Annotated in this window: 16 protein-coding genes; 11 read left to right on the forward strand and 5 right to left on the reverse strand. The window is 71.4% G+C overall.

Going from position 1 to position 17,906, the window contains the following annotated elements; all coding sequences use genetic code 11:
• Positions 1-23: 23 nt before the first annotated feature.
• From ACQEU1_RS02760 to ACQEU1_RS02780, 5 genes are all read left to right on the forward strand, one after another.
• Complete coding sequence (locus ACQEU1_RS02760; RefSeq protein ID WP_433195845.1) at positions 24-902, forward strand: alpha/beta fold hydrolase; 879 nt, start codon at positions 24-26, stop codon at positions 900-902.
• Positions 903-979: 77 nt separating this feature from the next.
• Complete coding sequence (locus ACQEU1_RS02765) at positions 980-1,426, forward strand: YybH family protein (protein ID WP_433195847.1); 447 nt, start codon at positions 980-982, stop codon at positions 1,424-1,426.
• A 156-nt stretch (positions 1,427-1,582) separates the two neighbouring features.
• Positions 1,583-2,878: a sensor histidine kinase gene (locus ACQEU1_RS02770; RefSeq protein WP_433195849.1), complete on the forward strand. Its 1,296-nt coding sequence runs from the start codon at positions 1,583-1,585 to the stop codon at positions 2,876-2,878.
• Positions 2,853-3,533 (forward strand): response regulator, encoded by a 681-nt coding sequence (locus ACQEU1_RS02775; protein WP_433195851.1) that lies wholly within the window; start codon positions 2,853-2,855, stop codon positions 3,531-3,533. Before ACQEU1_RS02770 ends, ACQEU1_RS02775 begins: the two co-directional genes overlap by 26 nt.
• An 87-nt stretch (positions 3,534-3,620) precedes the next feature.
• Positions 3,621-4,541: a CPBP family intramembrane glutamic endopeptidase gene (locus tag ACQEU1_RS02780; RefSeq protein ID WP_433195853.1), complete on the forward strand. Its 921-nt coding sequence runs from the start codon at positions 3,621-3,623 to the stop codon at positions 4,539-4,541.
• Here ACQEU1_RS02780 and ACQEU1_RS02785 read toward each other — a convergent pair.
• The gene (locus ACQEU1_RS02785; protein ID WP_433211286.1) at positions 4,506-5,501 is read right to left on the reverse strand and encodes a LacI family DNA-binding transcriptional regulator; all 996 of its coding nucleotides are present in this window, start codon (positions 5,499-5,501) and stop codon (positions 4,506-4,508) included. The genes ACQEU1_RS02780 and ACQEU1_RS02785 overlap by 36 nt on opposite strands.
• 112 nt (positions 5,502-5,613) lie before the next feature.
• Between ACQEU1_RS02785 and ACQEU1_RS02790 the strand changes: the two genes are divergently transcribed.
• The 5 genes from ACQEU1_RS02790 to ACQEU1_RS02810 are packed head-to-tail and all read left to right on the forward strand — an operon-like array spanning position 5,614 to position 10,943.
• On the forward strand, positions 5,614-6,603 hold the full coding sequence (locus ACQEU1_RS02790; RefSeq protein WP_433195855.1) for a substrate-binding domain-containing protein: 990 nt from the start codon (positions 5,614-5,616) through the stop codon (positions 6,601-6,603).
• 4 nt (positions 6,604-6,607) lie between these two features.
• Positions 6,608-7,576, forward strand: coding sequence for an ABC transporter permease (locus tag ACQEU1_RS02795; protein ID WP_433195857.1), 969 nt, complete (start codon positions 6,608-6,610; stop codon positions 7,574-7,576).
• Positions 7,573-8,376: an ATP-binding cassette domain-containing protein gene (locus ACQEU1_RS02800; protein ID WP_433195859.1), complete on the forward strand. Its 804-nt coding sequence runs from the start codon at positions 7,573-7,575 to the stop codon at positions 8,374-8,376. The genes ACQEU1_RS02795 and ACQEU1_RS02800 overlap by 4 nt, the downstream gene beginning before the upstream one ends.
• The gene (locus tag ACQEU1_RS02805; RefSeq protein ID WP_433195861.1) at positions 8,373-8,987 is read left to right on the forward strand and encodes a nucleoside/nucleotide kinase family protein; all 615 of its coding nucleotides are present in this window, start codon (positions 8,373-8,375) and stop codon (positions 8,985-8,987) included. Before ACQEU1_RS02800 ends, ACQEU1_RS02805 begins: the two co-directional genes overlap by 4 nt.
• Before the next feature lie 51 nt (positions 8,988-9,038).
• Positions 9,039-10,943: a GH32 C-terminal domain-containing protein gene (locus tag ACQEU1_RS02810; protein WP_433195863.1), complete on the forward strand. Its 1,905-nt coding sequence runs from the start codon at positions 9,039-9,041 to the stop codon at positions 10,941-10,943.
• Positions 10,944-10,953: 10 nt separating this feature from the next.
• On the opposite strand, the gene ACQEU1_RS02815 is transcribed toward ACQEU1_RS02810, so the two are convergent.
• The 4 genes from ACQEU1_RS02815 to ACQEU1_RS02830 form a co-directional block, all read right to left on the reverse strand.
• On the reverse strand, positions 10,954-12,765 hold the full coding sequence (locus ACQEU1_RS02815) for a LamG-like jellyroll fold domain-containing protein (RefSeq protein WP_433195865.1): 1,812 nt from the start codon (positions 12,763-12,765) through the stop codon (positions 10,954-10,956).
• Positions 12,766-12,938: 173 nt separating this feature from the next.
• The gene (locus tag ACQEU1_RS02820; RefSeq protein WP_433195867.1) at positions 12,939-15,248 is read right to left on the reverse strand and encodes a dynamin family protein; all 2,310 of its coding nucleotides are present in this window, start codon (positions 15,246-15,248) and stop codon (positions 12,939-12,941) included.
• A 193-nt stretch (positions 15,249-15,441) separates the two neighbouring features.
• Positions 15,442-16,098, reverse strand: coding sequence for a response regulator (locus ACQEU1_RS02825; RefSeq protein ID WP_433195869.1), 657 nt, complete (start codon positions 16,096-16,098; stop codon positions 15,442-15,444).
• Positions 16,095-17,234, reverse strand: coding sequence for a sensor histidine kinase (locus ACQEU1_RS02830; RefSeq protein WP_433195871.1), 1,140 nt, complete (start codon positions 17,232-17,234; stop codon positions 16,095-16,097). Before ACQEU1_RS02830 ends, ACQEU1_RS02825 begins: the two co-directional genes overlap by 4 nt.
• A 163-nt stretch (positions 17,235-17,397) precedes the next feature.
• On the opposite strand from ACQEU1_RS02830, the gene ACQEU1_RS02835 reads away from it, so the two are divergent.
• Positions 17,398-17,847 (forward strand): DUF6326 family protein, encoded by a 450-nt coding sequence (locus tag ACQEU1_RS02835; protein WP_433195873.1) that lies wholly within the window; start codon positions 17,398-17,400, stop codon positions 17,845-17,847.
• Positions 17,848-17,906: the final 59 nt, after the last annotated feature.

The following is a 17,906-nucleotide window of genomic DNA, read 5'->3' on the forward strand; positions in this document are numbered from 1 at the left end:
GTGTTCTCGGCATGGTCAACCACATGAATCCCTTGCGCCGCAACAAGATCGCCGCATCCTGCGCGGTCGTGCTGGCTGCCTCGCTCGCCGCGTGCTCCACATCGGACGCCGCGACCAGCACCCCGTCCACCGCGCCGGCGACCACGACCCACCGGGTGGTGAACGCCGAGCACGAGGTCGTCTTCCACGTCACGGACGGGAAACTCCCCGCTCTGGTGCTCGACGCTGGCGGCGGGCTGAGCTCGTCGTACTGGAAGGACCTGGCGCCGCGGCTCGCGCAGGCCACCGGGTCGAAGGTCATCACCTACGACCGTGCGGGCGAAGGCGAGAGCGACGAGGTCTCGGGGCCCTGGCGGGTCGAGCTCGCGGTGTCGGACCTGGAAGCCGGGCTGAAGCAGCTCGGCGTGACCGACGACGTCGTGCTGGTCTCGCACTCCATCGCCGGCGAGGTCGCGACGAAGTTCGTGACCGAGCACCCCGGCTGGGTCTCCGGCGCGGTCCTCGTGGACGCGAACGTGCCCGACTTCTTCACCGACGAGATGCTGACGGCGTTCGCACCGGCCGTCGAGGAGCAGAAGGCGGCGCTGCACGCCCAGCCGTCCACCAAGAAGAACCGCCAGCTGCTGTCGGTGATGGCCGACTACGCCCCCGTCCACCGCGCCTTCCACCGGCTCGCCTGGCCGCAGGACGTGCCGGTGACCGCGATCGTCGCGTCCCAGACCCCGTTCACCGACTCGCCCGCCGCGGCCCAGCTGTGGCGCGACGCGCAGGCGCGGTTCGCCCAGGCGGCACCGAACCGCCGCCACGTGGTCGCCGAGAACGCCTCGCACGAGGGGATCGTGACCGAACAGCCGGACGTCATCGCCGGCGCGGTGGAGGAGATGCTGAAGACCGTCCGCTGACGGTGTGAGCGGGCCGCGCGGTTCCTGGGTGCGACACACCCTGTCCGGCCGCGCGGCCGATGCCTAGCGTCGACTCCATGAACGACGAGCAGGTGATCGCGAAGCAGCACGAGCGGTGGGTGTTCGGCTGGGACCGCCGCGCGGGCGACGAGCCCTTCGACTTCCAGCGGATCTTCGGCGAGTTCTACGACTTCGCCGGCCCGGTCCGCCTCTACGACGACTTCGACCCCGAGCAGCGGGTGGCCACGACCGCCGCCGCGTACGGCGCGATCTGGGAGCCCGCCTTCCGCGACATGGTCTCCGCGCACCACGCCGTGGACGACGGGCCGCACGTGCTCGTGGGGGACGGCCTGGCCGCGTCCACGCTGAGGTTCCTGGCCAGGATCGTCACGCCGGACGCCGTGACGGACATCCGCACCACGACGTCGCTGGTCTGGCACCGGACGCCGGACGGCTGGCGGATCGTCCGCGAGCACAACTCGACGAAGGTGCTGCCAGCAGGTGCGTTGGACGGCCGCTTCTAGTCGTTGAGTCCTCTGTGGACGGCTGGAAGCGCGCACATCGGCGAAAAGACGAAAAGCGGCGGCCTCCTACTTTCGATGCAAACCTGGCGGCCGACGTCGGACAGCGTGTCGTCGTGACCGATGATGGGGCGCCACTGCCCATCGCGCGCAGGTCCCGTGGAGGCCGCTGTGTTCCTCGTCGCCCAGGCGCCGCAAGGGTCTCGGCCGTTGTACCCGGTGCCCGCGCTCGGGAGCGGTGTGGTGTCGGTCGGCATGTTGCTGCTCCTCCCGGTGGCGGTGGGGGCCGACCCGAGCGTGGGGCCGGTGCCCGCTGCCGGGACGGCGGCCTGGTGGGCGGTCGTGGCCGTGTTGCTGGCACAGGCCGTCGTGGTCGCCTGGGCCGGCAGGGCACCGGCGGTGGTGCTGCCGTTGGTGCCCGCCGTGGCGCTGCTGTCGGTTCCGGCGGCGCCGGGAGCGGCGTTCTCGTTCACCGCGGTCGCGGTGCTGGTCGCGGTGTTCCTCGCGTTCGTGGCCCGTCCGGCGCGACCCCTGTGGCCGTCGCTGGTCGCCGCGGGGGTGGTGCTGGCGGTGGGCCAGTTCATCACCGTCGGTGCCCTCGGCGCGGCCGGTGTGGGCGCGGCCGTCGTCGGCTCGGTGGTGCAGGCGCTGCTGGTGATCGGGATGCCGCTGCTGGTCGGCTCGGTGATCGCGGCGCGCCAGGACGTGCACGAGGCGGGCCGCCAGGAGCTGGCGGCGTTGCGCCGGGAGCAGGAAGCGCTGCTGGAGGCCGCTGTCTCACGTCAGCGCACGGCGTTGTCGCGGGAGCTCCACGACATCGCCGCCCACCACCTGTCCGGGATCGCCATGATGGCCGCGGCGGTCGCCCGGCAGATCGACACCGATCCCGCCACGGCCAAGCACTCGGTGACGCAGATCCGGGAGCAGAGCCGCGCCGTGCTGGCCGACCTGCGCCGGTTGGTCGGCCTGCTGCGCGAGGAGGCCGGTGCGGTCCGGCCGGTGGAGACCCTCGGCGCGGTGACCGGGCTCGTGGAGACGTGGCGCGCGGCGGGCGTCGAGGTCGAGTTGCTGGTGCCCGCGCACTGGGAGGAGCCGGGGCCACTGGCCCAGCTGGTCGCCTACCGCATGGTGCAGGAGTCGTTGGCGAACGTGGCGGCACACGCACCGGGGGCGTCGTGCACGGTCGAGGTCGGCACACCCGTCGACGGGCGGCTCGCGATCAGCGTGCGCAACGGCGTGCCCACCGGCGCCGATCCGGGGCCCGGCGGTGGATTCGGCTTGGTGGGCATGGCCGAGCGGGCTCAGCTGGTCGCGGCGGATCTCCGCTACGGGCCCACTCCGGACGGTGGCTGGGAGGTGCGGCTGAGTCTCCCCCTGGAGGAGGCGGTCAGTACGATGGCCGCGCCCGCGACCGTTCCGGAGGTCCACCATGATCCGCGTGCTGATCGCCGATGACCAGCCTCTGGTGCGCGCCGGGCTGACAGCGCTGCTGAACGCCGAGCAGGACGTCGAGGTCGTCGGTGTCGCCCGCGACGGGGCGCAGGCCCTGACCCTGGCGCGTGAGCTGACTCCCGACGTGGCCTGCCTCGACATCCGGATGCCCGGCCGCAGCGGCATCGAGGTGGCCAGGGAGCTGTGCGCGCCGCACGCCGACCCGCAGGTACCGGTGCTCGTGCTGACCACGTTCGACCTGGACGACTACGTGTTCGGCGCGCTGGAGGCCGGTGCCTCGGGCTTCCTGCTCAAGGACTCCGAACCGGACGACATCGTGCACGCGGTGCGGCAGGTGGCCGCCGGGCGGGGCACGATCGACCAGACGCTCACCCGGCGGATCCTGAGCGAGTTCGTGCACCGGCGCAGGCTGCAGCCGGTGGCCGGGCGGCGGGTGGAGGAGCTGCTCACCCCGCGGGAGCACGACATCCTGCTGCTGCTCGCGGAAGGCATGTCCAACGACGACATCGCCCGCCGCCTCGTCGTCGAGGTGTCGACGATCAAGTCCCACCTGGCCAGGATGCTGCCCAAGATCGGCGTGACGTCCCGGCTGCAGGCCGTGGTGTGGGCGTACCAGAACCACGTCGTCGCCGTGCCCACGCCGGAGCGCTCGTACTGAGACGGTCCTGCACCTTTGGATGGCATCCGGAGGCTTCGGTCCCAGGCATCTCGTGACCGGCCGCGCCGGTCCGCAGGATGTGCCGACATGACGACTTCGAACGACGTCGAACCCAGGGCCGGCGGTCTGCTCGGGACGGTGCGCCGTCATCCGCTGCTCAGCTTCTTCGTGCTCGCCAACCTGCTGAGCTGGCTCGCCTGGACGCCGTACATCCTCTCCGGCAACGGACTGGGCTGGTGGGACTACCGGTTCCCGGAAGTGCTGGGGACGAGCCAGTTCTCCGGGGTGCTGCCCGGCGCGTACCTCGGCCCCATCGGCTCGGCGCTGCTGGTCACCGCGATCGCCGACGGCCGCGCGGGGCTGCGGCGGTGGGCGAGCCGGATGTGGCGCTGGCGGGTGCGCTGGCACTGGTACGCGGTGGCACTGCTCGGTGTTCCGGCGGCCATGCTGGTCACCGGGATCGTCTACTCCGACGGGCAGATCGCGGCCCCCTCGACGATGGCGCTCGCCGCCTACGTGCCGGCCCTGCTGCTCCAGATGATCACCACCGGACTCGCCGAGGAGCCGGGCTGGCGGGACTTCGCACTGCCGCGCGTCCAGCGGCGGTTCGGCCCGCTCGCCGGCACGATGATCCTCGGCCCGGTGTGGGCGGTCTGGCACCTGCCGCTGTTCCTCACCGAGTGGGGCGGCTGGCCGGACGCGGACTGGACCCGCCCGGTGGTGTTCTCGGTGTTCTGCATCGCGTTCAACGTGGTGATGACGTGGATGTTCAACCGCACCGGGGAAAGCCTGCCCCTGTCGATGCTGCTGCACGTCAGCGTCAACAACTTCGCGTCGGTCCTGTGGGCGGAGACGTTCCCGGCCATCCCCGCCGGCGAGGCGATGCAGGCGATGGCGGCGGGCTCCGTCGTGGCCGCGGTGATCCTGCTGCTCGGCACCCGCGGCCGGCTCGGCTACCCGCGTGATCTTCCCTCACAGCCCGCAGCCACAGGAGCTGCGATGCCGTAGCGTCGTCGGAAGCCGTGCGGTGAAAGGCTTTCTGGTCGGATCCGCGATCCGGTCGAGCAGCATGCGGGCCGCCGTGCGCCCCATCGCCGCGATGGGCTGGGCCACGGTGGTCACCGGCGGGTCGACGAGGTCGGCCCACTCGACCTCGTCGTAGCCGACCACGGCGAGGTCGCGGCCGACCCGCACGCCGCGCTGGCGGCACTCGTGCAGCACGCCGGAGAGCATGCTGTTGTTCGCCGCGACCACGGCGGTCGGGGGTGAGGGCAGTGCGAGCAGCCTGCGCAGGGCGAGGGCGGCGGGTGCGGCGGCGGACTCGCCGCAGACGATCAGCTCCTGGTCCAGCGGGAGCTTCTGCCTGCTCAGCCCGAGTTGGTAGCCGAGGACGCGCTCCGTGGACGTGGCGAGGCCCTCGGCGCCGCTGATCATCCCGATCCTGCGGTGGCCGAGGGACGCGAGGTGCTGGACCAGGCCCGCGGTGGCGTAGATGTTCTCCGGGCCCACCTGGTCTACGTCCTGCACGGTCGTCAGTCGGTCGACCAGCACCACCGGCATCTTGAGCTGCCGCAGCTCGGAGACCGTGGCCGCGCCGCCGCCCTGCGACGGGGTGAGGATCAGGCCGTCGACCTTGCGGGACCGCAGGGTGCGCACGGCCGCCTGCTCGGCGGACGGCTGGTCGTGCGTGTCGACGAGCAGCAGCGTGTAGCCCGAGCGGGAGAGCTCGTTCTCGATCGCGGTCAGCAGTTCGCCGAAGTACGGGTTGGCCACCAGCGAGATCGCCACGCCGACCGTGCGGGTGCCGCTGGTGGAGACGGTTCGTGCGGCGGAGTCGCCGGTGTAGCCGGTCCGCTCGACCGCGTCCAGGACCCGAGCCCTGGTCTCCGGGGCGACCGACCTCGTCGAGTTGACCACGTGCGACACGGTCGTGATGGACACGCCGGCCAGGTCCGCTACGTCCTTCATCGTGGCCACGAGAACTCCTCGGCAGTGCGGCGGGAGGCGTTTGCGCAAATTATTGCGCCCCGCTTGCCGAGCGCAATACCTTTCCGGAAATCCGCCAGCCCGGGAGGCTCGCATGGGACACCGAGGTCCTGCTCTCCTAGCCTTGCTAGCGACAGTCGCGCTCACATCCGCTTGCACCGGCCAGAAAACTGGTTCCAGCGAGTCCACTGGCGACGGTCCAATCAGGATTGGACTCGTCACGAAGACGGAAAGCAACCCCTATTTCGTCGCATTGCGCGACGCCGCCAAGGCGCAGGCCGACAAGAGCGGTGCGGAACTGATCGCGCTCGCCGGGAAATTCGACGGCGACAACGACGGCCAGGTCGCGGCGATCGAGAACCTCGTGCAGAAGGGCGCCAGGACGATCCTGGTGACGCCCAGCAACTCGACCGGTATCCTCGCCGCGATCAAGAAGGCCCGCGACAAGGGCGTGCTGGTCATCGCCCTGGACACGGAGACCGACCCCCGTGACGCGGTGGACGCCACGATCGCCACCGACAACACCAAGGCCGGCTCGTTCCAGGGCAGGTACGTCAAGGCGGCGCTGAACGGCCAGCCGGTGCGGTCGATCCTGCTCGACGGCACGCCCGGCTCCACCGTCTCCGAGCAGCGGCACCGGGGTTTCGTGGAGGCCGCCGCGCCCGAGGACCTGGGCACCGAGTCGACCAACGGCGAGCAGAACAAGGCGCAGCAGGCGACCGAGAACCTCGTGCAACGCGTCGCCGACAGGATCAACGCGGTGTACACGCTCAACGAACCGGCGGCCCGCGGCGCGTTCAGCGCCCTGAAGGCCAAGGGACTGGCCGACAAGGTCGTCATCGGCTCCATCGACGGGTCGTGCGACGGCGTGCGGGCGGTGCAGAAGGGCGAGATCGCGGTGACCGTCATGCAGTTCCCGAAGAAGATGGCGGAACAGGGCGTGACGTTCGGCGTCGAGTACGCCAGGTCGGGCACGAAGCCGAGCGGGCTGGTGGAGACCGAGACCGCGACGATCACGGACAAGCCGATCGCGGGTGTGGACAGCAAGGACACCGCCTGGGGCCTGCAGAACTGCTGGGGCTGAGCGGATGCCGACCCGCATCTCGCCGAGCGAGTTCGTGCTGCGCACCCCCGCGGTAGGTCCGTCCATCGCCCTCGTGGTGGCGGTGGCCGTCTTCGCCCTGACGACCGACACCTTCTCCACGCTCGACAACCTCTCGCTGGTCGTCCAGCAGTCGCTCGTGGTCGGCACGCTCGCGCTCGGCCAGACCCTGGTCGTGCTGATCGCGGGCATCGACCTCGCCAACGCGGCCATCGCCGTCTTCGCCACGCTGCTCATCGCGAAGCTGACGCTCACCGGCACGGCAGGTCCGGTCGCCCTGGTCGCCGGCGTGCTCGCCGCGGCCGGAATCGGGGCTGTCACAGGAGGTCTGGTGACCGGGCTGCGGCTGCCGCCGTTCATCGTGACGCTCGGCCTGCTGACGATCGTCACGGCGGTCAGCCGCGTCTACGCCGGGGGCCAGAGCTTCCCCGTCACCGACGACGCGCTCGGCCTGCTCGGCACGACGAGGTACCTCTTCGGCCAGGTCGAGGTCACCTACGGCATGGCCGTGATGCTCGCGATGTTCCTCGTTCTCTGGTACGCGCTCACGAAAACGGGCTGGGGCAAGCACGTCTACGCCGTCGGCAACGACCCCGAGGCAGCCCGGCTCTCCGGCATCCACGTGCGCCGCACGGCGTTGTCGGTCTACGCGGTCGCGGGACTCTGCTACGGGATCGCGGCCTGGCAGGCGCTCGGCCGCGTGCCCAACGCCGACCCGAACGCCTACCAGCTCGGCAACCTCGACTCGATCACCGCGGTCGTGATCGGCGGCACCAGCCTGTTCGGCGGCCGGGGGAGCGTGATCGGCACGCTGGTGGGCGCGTTGATCGTGGCCGTGCTGCGGTCCGGCCTCACCCAGGCCGGCATCGACAACCTCTACCAGGACATCGCGACCGGCGCGCTCGTGATCGTGGCCGTGGCGGTGGACCGGTTCTCGCGGGGGAGGCAGCGATGACGCCGGTGCTGGAGGCGCGCGGCCTCGTCAAGCGGTACGGCCGGGTCACGGCAATGGACGGCGCCGACTTCGACCTGCTGCCAGGGGAGGTCCTGGCCGTGATGGGGGACAACGGCGCGGGCAAGTCGACGCTGATCAAGACGTTGTCCGGGGCGGTGATCCCGGACGAGGGCACGATCGCGGTCGACGGCGAGGAGGTGCGCTTCCACGGCCCGCTCGACGCCCGGCGCGCCGGCATCGAGACCGTCTATCAGGACCTCGCGCTCGCACCCGCGCTCGACATCGCGACGAACCTGTTCCTGGGCCGCGAACGCCGGCGCGCGGACGTCCTCGGCACGGTCTTCCGCCGCCTCGACACCGGCGGCATGCGCGAGGAGGCCCGCCGGGTCCTCGACGAGCTGGGAGTCGAGGTGAAGTCCATGAACCAGCTCGTGGAAACGCTCTCCGGTGGCCAGCGCCAGGCGGTGGCGGTCGCTCGCGCGGCCGCGTTCGGGTCCCGTGTCGTGATCATGGACGAGCCGACGGCCGCCCTCGGCGTGCAGGAGTCGGGCCGGGTGCTGGAGCTGATCGGCCGGATCCGCGAGCGGGGCCTGCCGGTCGTGCTGATCAGCCACAACATGCCGCACGTCTTCGAGATCGCCGACCGCGTCCACGTGCACCGGCTGGGCCGCCGCGTCGCGGTCGTGTCGCCGCGGGAGCACTCGATGAACACCGTCGTCGGCCTGCTGACCGGGGCGCTGCGGATGAACCCCGGCGGCGCCATCGACGAGGTCGGGCTGACCACCGGACTCGGCCGGTGATCCCTCCGGTGCGGTTCGCGGAGCTCGTGGCACGGGTGCGGGCACTGCCCGGCAGGCCGCTGGTGGGCATCTGCGGACCGCCGGGAGCGGGCAAGTCGACGCTGGCCGACCGCCTCACCGCCGCCCTCGGCGAGGCGATCTGCGTCGGCATGGACGGCTACCACCTCGCCCAGGCCGAGCTGGCGAGGCTCGGCCGCGCGGACCGCAAGGGCGCGCCGGACACGTTCGACCCGGACGGATACGTCGACCTGCTGCGCCGCGTGCGCGGTCAGGCGTCCGGCACGGTGTACGCGCCGCGGTTCCACCGGGAGATCGAGGAACCGGTCGCGGGCGAGGTGCCGGTCCGGCGCGACCACGGCTACGTCGTGACCGAGGGCAACTACCTGCTGATGGACGGGCCGTGGCGGCCGGTGCGGGACCTGCTGGACGAGGTCTGGTTCCTGCAGCCGGACGAGTCCCTGCGCCGGGACCGCCTCGTCGCCCGGCACCGCGAGTTCGGGCGGAGCCTCGACGAGGCCCGCACCCGCACGCTCGGTTCCGACGAGCACAACGCCGTGCTGATCAACGCCACCGCGTCCCGCGCGGACCTGGTGATCTCCGGCGTCCTCTGATCTGTCCTCTGTGTACTTTCCCTGCCGTGCAACACCTTCAGGAGGAACGCGATGAAGCGCAGAGACCTGCTCCGCACGAGCGCCGTGACCGGACTGGCCCTGGGCCTGGCACCGGCGACGACCGCGGCTCCGGCGTCCGCGGCGCCCCCACCCGTGCCGGACGGCGGGAAGGCGGCCGCGGACCTCGTGATCGCCGACTTCGAGGGCACCGACTGGAAGGGCTGGACCGTCACGGGAGACGCGTTCGGGAACGGCCCTCTGCACGGCGGGCAGCAGCTGCTGTCGATGGACGTCCGCGGCTACCGGGGCGACGGGATCGCGAGCAGCGAACGCGCGGGCGACGGTCCAACCGGGACGGTCACCTCACCGGCGTTCACGGTCCAGCGCCGGTACATCTCCTACGGCGTCGCCGGCGGCGACTACGAGTTCGTGACCTGCCTGAACCTCCTCGTGGACGGCCAGGTGGTCCGCAGCGCGACCGGCCGTTACAGCGACACCTTCAAGCAGGGCAGCTGGGACGTCGGCGAGTTCCGCGGCCGCAAGGCGCAGATCCAGATCGTCGACACCGCGACGGGCGACTGGGGCCACGTCCTCGTCGACCACGTGGTGCAGACCGACGACCCGGAGACGCCTCCGGTCGCGACCCAGCCGCTCTACCGCGAGACCTGGCGCCCCCAGGTGCACTTCACCGCGCGCCAGTGGGCCATGAACCGCCTGGAACCCGGTCAGCGCCAGGAAGGCTGGCTCAACGACCTCAACGGTCTCGTGTACTACGAGGGGGAGTACCACCTCTTCGCCCAGCGCTGGAACAAGTGCTGGATCCACGCCGTCAGCAGGGACCTCGTCCACTGGACCGAGCTGCCGCCGGCGTTCTTCGAGGAGTCGCTGGGATCCGGCGTGCAGTCCGGCTCGATCGTCATCGACCACCGCAACACCTCCGGCCTGTCCCCGAACCCGGCCACCCCGCCGATGGTCGCCTTCTGGTCTCGCAACGACAACCGCAGCCAGTGCGTGTCCTACAGCCTCGACCGCGGCCGCACATGGAGGCACCACCCCGGCAACCCGGTCCTGACCATGCCGGAACGCGACCCGAAGGTCTTCCGCTACGAGCCGGGCGGCCACTGGGTGATGTTCCTCTACGGCGACGGCGCTTACCACATCCTGACGTCGCCGGACCTGCTGCACTGGACCAGGACCGGCAACACGATCCCGGACAGCTTCGAGTGCCCCGACTTCTTCGAACTGCCGCTGGACGGCAACCCCGCCACCAAGAAGTGGGTGCTGGTCCAGGGCAACGGCGACTACACCACCGGCCGGTTCGACGGCAGCAGGTTCACCGAGGAGACCTCTCGCACGAGGTCGGACACCGGCCTCAACTTCTACGCCACCCAGACGTGGAACAACACCGAGACCGGCGACGGCCGCCGCATCCAGGCGGCGTGGATGCGCGACGGCGCCTACCCGGGAATGCCGTTCAACCAGCAGGTCACCATCCCGTGCGAGCTGAGGCTGCGCACGATCGGCGGCAGACCGCGTCTGGTGCGCACACCGGTGAAGGAGCTGGATCTTCTCGCGCGCAGCCAGAAGTCGTGGTCCGGCACCCTGCGACCGGGCGCACCGCTGACGCTGAGCGGGAGCCGCGGGGAGTTCCGCGTCACCGCCAGGATCGACGTGGCGCCCCAGGCCGTGGTGAGGCTCGACGTGTTCGGCGTCCCGGTCACCGTGACCAGGCAGACGGTCGACGCGGGATCCGGTCCCCAGCCGCTCGTCTCCCCGGTCACCTCGATCGAGGTGCTGATCGACCGCACGTCCATCGAGGTGTTCGCCAACGACGGCGAGGTGTCGATCTCCCGGTGCTACCTGCCGAGCGGCGACGCGGTCACGCTGTCGGCGTCCGGCGGGAACGCCGAGCTGCGACCGGTCGTGACCAGGACGCTCGGGTCCGCCTGGACGTAGGACCTCCCGGTCAGGAGGAACGCGGCGAGGTGAGGAACTGGTTCGGCCGCAACGCCCGCGCCACGATGCGGGTGTCACCGATCGAACCGTAGAACCCGTGCCCGTACCGCAGCGCGAACTGGGTGGCGCCGATGACGAACGGCTTGCCCTGCGTGGTGATGCCGCGCGACTCCTCCGAGGCGTTGCGCGCGATCTTGGCCCCGTCGACGTACATGGTGGTGCGGCGCCCGTCGTTGACGATCGCGACGTGTGTCCACCTGCCCACCGGGATCGCGTGGCTCCACGACGTCGGGTCCGCGTCGCCGGGGACGGGGTAGACGACGAACTGCAGGAAGCGCTCGCCGGAGACGTTGAGGCTGCACGTCGGCTCGTCGTCGGACCAGCCGCTGTGCTTGCCCGCGTCCCCGGCGCGGCCCTCCCAGCTGAGCACGCCCATGAACGCGTGGTCGCCCTCGAACGGGCTGGGCAGCTTGAGGAACGTCTCGATGGTGTAGCCCGACTCGAACTTCGCGCTCGCGATCGGTGCCGTGGCCGCGGTGCGCAGGATCGCACAGCGGTCCGGGTTCTTTCCGCCCGCGAACGACAGGCTCGCGTGCGCCGGCTGGGCGTCGTGGTGGTCGCGCGACCACGTGAGCACGCCGCTGCCGTTGAGGTTGTGGACGGTGAGGTCGTTGCCCTTGCCGGTGAGGTCGCGGGCGACCGTGCCGTCGGCGATCGCGCCTTCACCGGCGGGCAGGCCTTCGGCGTCGAAACGCCAGTACGCCACCGTGTCCTTGACCAGCACGGTCCGTGCCGGGCGCGGGGCGGGGATCACCGGGGGAGCGAAGCCCGCGAACCGGGTGCGGAAGTCGATCTCGACGGTGAACCTGTCGGCGTCACCGCTGAGCTCCGCCGTCTCGGCCTCCGGCAGCGTGTCGCGGCGGCCGAGCAGCCACGGCGAGAAGGTCTCGACGTCGATCACGTTGCGCGCCAGGTCGAACGAGTAGAACCGCACCATGCCCGCGCCACCGTAGTAGCGCTCCTGGTAGTTGGTGATGTGCAGGTGCACCGCGTTGCCGTGGTCGTTGGTGAGCGTCGTGCGGCCGGCGGGCCAGTAATGTCCGTTGAGCGTCAGGAAGATCTGGTCGTTGCGCCGGATCAGCCGGTCCCACAGGTACCTGCCGTGCTCGGACAGCTCCGCCTGAGGGCTGCCACCGACCAGGTCGTGCGTGGTGAGGATCGCGGGCAGGGCCTTGTGCTGGTCCAGCACGCCCTGCGCCCAGCGGAGCCCCTGCTCGGAGACCCGCCAGTCGAGCGCGAGCAGCAGCCACCGCCGCCCACCCGCGGTGATCACGTGGAAGCTGTTGTAGCCGTCGGGCGCGAACCCGCCGAAGGTCTTCATCCGCCGGAACCGCTCGGGCCGGAACGTGCGCGAGTAGGGCGTCTCGCCGCGCTGGTCGTCGCCGCGCACGTCGTGGTTGCCCGCCACGACGCTGTAGTCGAGCCGCCCGTCGATCGACCCGAACACCGAGTCGGCCGTCCGCATCTCGGCCTCCGTGCCGTGCTCGGTCACGTCACCGAGGTGCGCCATGAAGACGATGTTGGCTTCACGCCGCCGTTTCACCAGGCTGCGCAACGCCTCCCGGACCGGTTCCGGGTCCGACCCGCCCTCGTCCAGCAGGTACTGCGTGTCCGGCAGCACGGCGATGGTGAACCGCGTGCCGTCGTCCTGCTGCTCGGGCGAGGCGGACGCGGTGCCCTGCCCGTACAACGCGCCCGCGACCGGTGCCGCGAACGCCGCCTGCAGCAGGGTGCGCCGCCCGATCTCCGACTGCTCGGCCATGTCGTTCCCGCCCTCGCTCGACCCGGTGAGGGCGACAGCATGCCGAGCCAGGGGCGGCGGGAGGCGGCGGGAACCGGAACAACAACCGGACTTTGGCCGAACATTGTGAGAGCGCTCTCGCGAAACCTCGCGCCGTCGAAACCGCGACTCTTGTCCGAGACGGCGAGGGCGGCCTACTCCTCACCTGCGGCCTCGTCCCGGTCGGCGGTGTCGCGGAACCGGGCCAGCCGGTCCCGCAGGTCGGCGAGCCGGACCACGTCGCTGAGACCGGAGTCGGCCTGGCTCAGGACCTTCTGCTGGAAGGCGGCATCGGTGTCGAAGGCGCTCTGCCGCCTGCGCAGCACGCGTTCGGCAAGAGCGTTGACGGTCGTCTCCAGGTCGGTCCAGAGCTCGGCGAACTGCGAGCGCAGACCGTGGTGGAGCGGGTCGCCGTCGAAGACGACCTCCGCCTTCGCGACGATCGCGTCCCGCAGCAGCGCCGCCCACCCCGCCACGTCGTCCGGGCGGTCCTCGCTCTGCTCGGTCAGCGTGACCAGCCGCATCAGCGACGCGTCGACGGTGCGGGCGAGCTCGTGGACCGCGGCGGCACCGACGGCCGCGCGGTAACGATCACCGAAGCGGTCGACGGCGCCGGAACACACCGCGGGGACGTCGAACTCGGTCGCGTCCGGGAGCTCCCTGGCGGTGCGCGTCAGCACGGGCACCACGAGCGCCTTGACGCCGGCGGCGAGCGTCGCCAGGTGCCGGTCCGCCAGCAGCTCCCCGATGCGGCGGTACTCGCGCACCAGCACCGCGTCCATCACCCTGGCGGCCCGCACCGGCCGCAGTTCGACGACGTCCTGCCCGTGGTAGTGGTCTTCGACGGTCTCGAACCAGAGCGCCATCTCCTCGTCGGTGCCGTCACCCAGCGCCTGCGCCATCTTGACGGCTTCCGCCCGGACAGCGCCGTCGTGCCCGGCGGTCGGTGACCGCATCGAGTCGAGCGCGTCGGCGATCTCCGCGCGCAGTCCGTCGGCGTCGGCGGCGAGTCGCGCGAGACCGATCTGCTGGCGCAGGTCGTCGGACCGCGGGAACGCGTCGTACGCGATCCCGTGCAGGGCGAACCTGGCGCGGATCGTCGAGTCCATCGCCTGCAGCGCACCGGACACGTGGGCCTCTGCCTGGTCGAGGAGCCGGTCGACGCGCTGGTCGCGGTGGTAGCCCGCCAGCGCGGAGCGGAGCAGCGGGATCTCGCTCTCCGTCGCGATCGCACGCTTGTCGGGCTCCGTCAGCACGGCGTCCGAGCCGGGACGTCCCAGCCTGCGCAGCGCGAACTCGACGCTGCCCGCGTAGTCGGCACCGGACTCGCGGTCGCCGGCGGCGGCCTCGGGGTTCTCCACCGCGAGGCTGTCCAGGGGCCGCACCACGAAGCAGGCCCGGCCTCGGCCACGCCCGGCGTAGCGCGTCTCGTAGCCGGGGGAGATGCCGCGCATGGCTCCGCGCAGGGCGGCGGTGATCGCCGGACCGCGCAGGTGCGCCTCGTCGACACCGTCGTCGTTGAGCACCAGGAAGAACTTCGCGGCCGCCCGGTCCCGTTCGGTGTGCGAGAGCGACGCGAGGTAGTTCCGGCTGACCTCGTCGATGACGTCGTCGACGGCCGCGACGTTGATGCGCCCCTTGGCTTTGCCGAGCAGGAGCACGACCATCGCGTCCTCGCGCCGCATCTGCTCGAGCGCGATCTCCGCGTGCAGCGAGACACTGCCGTCCTGGCCGGGCAGGTCGACGAGGTCGAGGCCCAGCGGCCAGCACCCCGCGGCGGGCACGACCCGGATGGTCACCTCGGCCACGAGCCGGGTCCGCAGCCTGGCGTCGTCGTCGGTCCCGACCTCCGGCTCGGTCAGCAACGAGCGCACCCGCGGGTCGCCGGGCGCGAAGGACTCCGTGAACGCCTCGGCGCCGTCGCCCACGAGGACGTCGCCCGCCCCCAACCCCGCGCAGAGGCACTGCGCCAGCAACTCGGCGGCCCGGTCGGCGCGATCGGCGCCGCGGCCGGTGGACCGGGAGCGGAGCTCGGCGATCAGCTGACGCGTCTCCTTGCGCTTCAGGTCGGCGGGCAGGTCGACCAGGCCGCGCGCGAGCCGGTGCAGCCGCTCGCGGTGTTCCCGTGCCGTCAGGTACCGGACGACGACGCCCTCCTCGGCGTGCTCCGCCACCGGACGCACGGTGATCATGACCCCGGTCACCGTGACGCCCGCTCCCGCCGGCACCACGATCTGCCCGTACAACGCGTTGATCAGGGTGCTCTTGCCGAGGCCGCTCGCACCGGCGAGCACGACCTTGCCCGACATGGTGGCGAGCTGCCGGTCGGCCGCGGACAGCTCGTCGAGGCACTGCCGATCAGGGTCGGCGTCGGCGACGATCGAGCGGAGTTCGTCGGCACGGGCCTGGATCCGGGCCCGGCGGGCCTGCTGCCGGTCGTCGAAGGGGAGGGAATTCGTTGTCATGGCGGCCTTCCTGGAGCGGTCGAGGACGAGGGAAGACCCGGCGTCCTCGGTATTCGCGCCGCGGCGGCGCAACAGCTCCTTCTGTCGGGCAACGACGGACGGTCTGTCGCGGGACCCGGTTCCTGGGTTAGCCGTGCGGGAGGAGATCACCCGATGTGCTCAACTGGCATCGGCTCTGCCTATGGCGTTCGGGTCAGTCCCCGACTCGGCCGGTGTCGTACGCCCACATCGCGATCTCGACCCTGTTCCTGGCGCCGATCTTGGCCAGCAGACTGGCCACGTGGGACTTGGCGGTCGTCAGGCCGATGAACAGCTCGGCGGCGATCTCGGCGTTCGTGCGGCCGCGGGCGACCAGCGTCAGGACCTCCTCCTCCCGGCCGGTGAGCGGCTCGATCGGCTGGGTCCGCCGGTGCGACGGTTCCCTCGCGGCGAGCGTCGCCAGCAGCCGCCGGGTGACGTTCGGCGCGATCAGGGCGTCGCCCGCGGCGGCCGCGTGGACGGCCTGGACCAGCAGCGCCGGTCCGGCGTCCTTGAGCAGGAAGCCTCTGGCGCCTGCCCGGAGCGCTCCCTGGATGTAGTCGTCGAGGTCGAACGTCGTGATCACCACCACGGCGATCGGGTCCGGGACGCCCCGCCCGGCGAGGAGCTTGGTCACCTCGATGCCGTCGAGGCCCGGCATCTGGATGTCGACCAGGCACACGTCGGGGCGGAGCGACCGCGCCAGCTCCACGGTGGTGTGGCCGTCGGCGGCCTGGCCGACCACCTCGATGTCCGGCTGCGCGTCGAGGATCATGGACAGGCCGGTGCGCACCAGGTCCTGGTCGTCCGCCACCAGCACGCGCACCGTCATCGGCGTGCCCTCGCCGGCAGTTCGGCGTCGACCGTCCACCCGCGCTCGGGCGCCGGTCCGGCCCGCAGCGTGCCGCCGAGCAGCTGCACGCGCTCGGTCATCCCGAGCAGGCCGAAGCCGTGGTGCACCGGCAGCGCCGGGTCGATCAGTCCGTCGTCGGTCACCCGCAACCGCAGCCTTCCCGCGTCCTCCGCGACCCGGATCTCCACCCGCGAGGCGTCGCGGGCGTGCCGCAGGGCGTTGGTCAGCGCCTCCTGGGCCAGCCGGTAGATCACCGCGTCCACCTGGGGCGGAAGCTCGTCCAGGTCGTCCGGCAACCGCACGTCGACGACCGGGACCGGCGCGCGCCGGGCGAGGGCCACCAGATCGGCCACGCCGGGCTGGGGAGCGTCGACCGCCGGCGCTCCGTCGCGCAGCACCCGGACCACCGCCCGCATCTCCGCGAGCGTCCGCGACGCCTCCCCTTCGATGGCCGCCAACGCTTCTAGCGCCGCCTCAGGTCGCTGTCCGGCGATCGCCCTGCCCGCCTGCGCCTGCACGGCGATCGCCGAGACGTGGTGGGCGACGATGTCGTGCAACTCGCGCGCGAGCCCGACCCGCTCCCGGCTGCGGCCCTGGTCCAACGCCCGGCGCCAGCTCTCGGCGCGGTAGCGCAACGCCGCTCCCGCCGCGGCCGCCGCCAGGACGGCGAACCCGCCGAAGGCGTCGGCCGGCCCGGTGTAGTCGGCGACCGTGCCGATTCCGGCGGCGACCGCGACGACCGCCAGCCCGATCACGATCTCGCGCCCCGAACCCCAGCGGACGAGCGCGTAGACGAACACCAGGACGTAGACCATCGTGTCGAGCCCCACGCTCGGTGCGCCGCCCAGCAGGCTCGCCAGCCCCAACGCCATCGCGGTGCCGAACGCCACCAGGACGCAGACCAACGGGTGGGTGCGCCGCCACAGCAGCAGCGGCGCGAGCACGACCGCCACGATCGTCGCCAACGGCCGCCAGGCGACGTCGTTCCGGAGAACTCCTTCGAGCAGTGCCGCCACCATCAACGCCCCGGCCAGCACCCAGTCGCGCGACATCCGTGCGGGAGCGTCCGGGGCGCGCGGCTCGGTCCACAGTGAACTCAGGGCGTTGGTGGTCACGCACCTCAGCCTAGGGACCGCTGATTCGCGGTGGACCGACCGAAAGAACGAGACGGTGCCTCTCCCCAAGGCGGAGGCGGATCCGGCCTCGATGCCGGTGTGCCCGCCGCAGGGCTCGGCGATCGTGGTTCCACCGATCGCCACCACTGCAACGGAGCCTGCGATGAGCACACGTCAACTCGCCAAGACCGCCCTGGACGAACAGCGGATCCCGGTGAGGGCCAAGCTCGCCGCGGCATGGGCGAGCTTCATGTTCCTGTACGCCTACGTCGACATCATCGCCTTCTTCAAGCCCGGCGTCGTCGACGACATCCAGGCCGGCGTCGTCTGGGAGTTCCAGATCAGCCAGACGCTGCTCACCACCTTCATCGCGCTCATGGCGATCCCGATCTTCATGGTCGTGCTGTCGATGACGTTGCCCGCCAAGGCGAACCGCGTCACGAACCTCGTCGTGGCCGCGGTGCAGATCCCCTACGCGGCCTTCAACGTGGTGGGGGAGTCGTGGACGTACTTCTACGGTCTCGGCTTCGCGCTGGAACTGGTCCTCCTCGTCCTCGTCCTGCGGTACGCCTGGACCTGGCCCCGCACCGCGCCCGCGGCAGTCATTTCCTGATGCAGTGGAAAAATGCGCCACTGGTCAATTAGTGGACAGTTCGTGCTGATAGAGGCGAT

The organism is Lentzea sp. CA-135723, assembly GCF_050936595.1.
In the GTDB taxonomy this organism is placed as follows: Bacteria; Actinomycetota; Actinomycetes; order Mycobacteriales; family Pseudonocardiaceae; genus Lentzea.

Bases quoted from the DNA above. Each gene is read 5' to 3' on its own strand.
- ACQEU1_RS02760 (WP_433195845.1), top strand. From the start codon at position 24: ATGAATCCCTTGCGCCGCAACAAGATCGCCGCATCCTGCGCGGTCGTG.
- ACQEU1_RS02765 (WP_433195847.1), top strand. From the start codon at position 980: ATGAACGACGAGCAGGTGATCGCGAAGCAGCACGAGCGGTGGGTGTTC.
- ACQEU1_RS02775 (WP_433195851.1), top strand. From the start codon at position 2,853: ATGATCCGCGTGCTGATCGCCGATGACCAGCCTCTGGTGCGCGCCGGG.
- ACQEU1_RS02780 (WP_433195853.1), top strand. From the start codon at position 3,621: ATGACGACTTCGAACGACGTCGAACCCAGGGCCGGCGGTCTGCTCGGG.
- ACQEU1_RS02785 (WP_433211286.1), bottom strand. From the start codon at position 5,501: ATGAAGGACGTAGCGGACCTGGCCGGCGTGTCCATCACGACCGTGTCG.
- ACQEU1_RS02790 (WP_433195855.1), top strand. From the start codon at position 5,614: ATGGGACACCGAGGTCCTGCTCTCCTAGCCTTGCTAGCGACAGTCGCG.
- ACQEU1_RS02795 (WP_433195857.1), top strand. From the start codon at position 6,608: ATGCCGACCCGCATCTCGCCGAGCGAGTTCGTGCTGCGCACCCCCGCG.
- ACQEU1_RS02800 (WP_433195859.1), top strand. From the start codon at position 7,573: ATGACGCCGGTGCTGGAGGCGCGCGGCCTCGTCAAGCGGTACGGCCGG.
- ACQEU1_RS02810 (WP_433195863.1), top strand. From the start codon at position 9,039: ATGAAGCGCAGAGACCTGCTCCGCACGAGCGCCGTGACCGGACTGGCC.
- ACQEU1_RS02815 (WP_433195865.1), bottom strand. From the start codon at position 12,765: ATGGCCGAGCAGTCGGAGATCGGGCGGCGCACCCTGCTGCAGGCGGCG.
- ACQEU1_RS02820 (WP_433195867.1), bottom strand. From the start codon at position 15,248: ATGACAACGAATTCCCTCCCCTTCGACGACCGGCAGCAGGCCCGCCGG.
- ACQEU1_RS02825 (WP_433195869.1), bottom strand. From the start codon at position 16,098: ATGACGGTGCGCGTGCTGGTGGCGGACGACCAGGACCTGGTGCGCACC.
- ACQEU1_RS02835 (WP_433195873.1), top strand. From the start codon at position 17,398: ATGAGCACACGTCAACTCGCCAAGACCGCCCTGGACGAACAGCGGATC.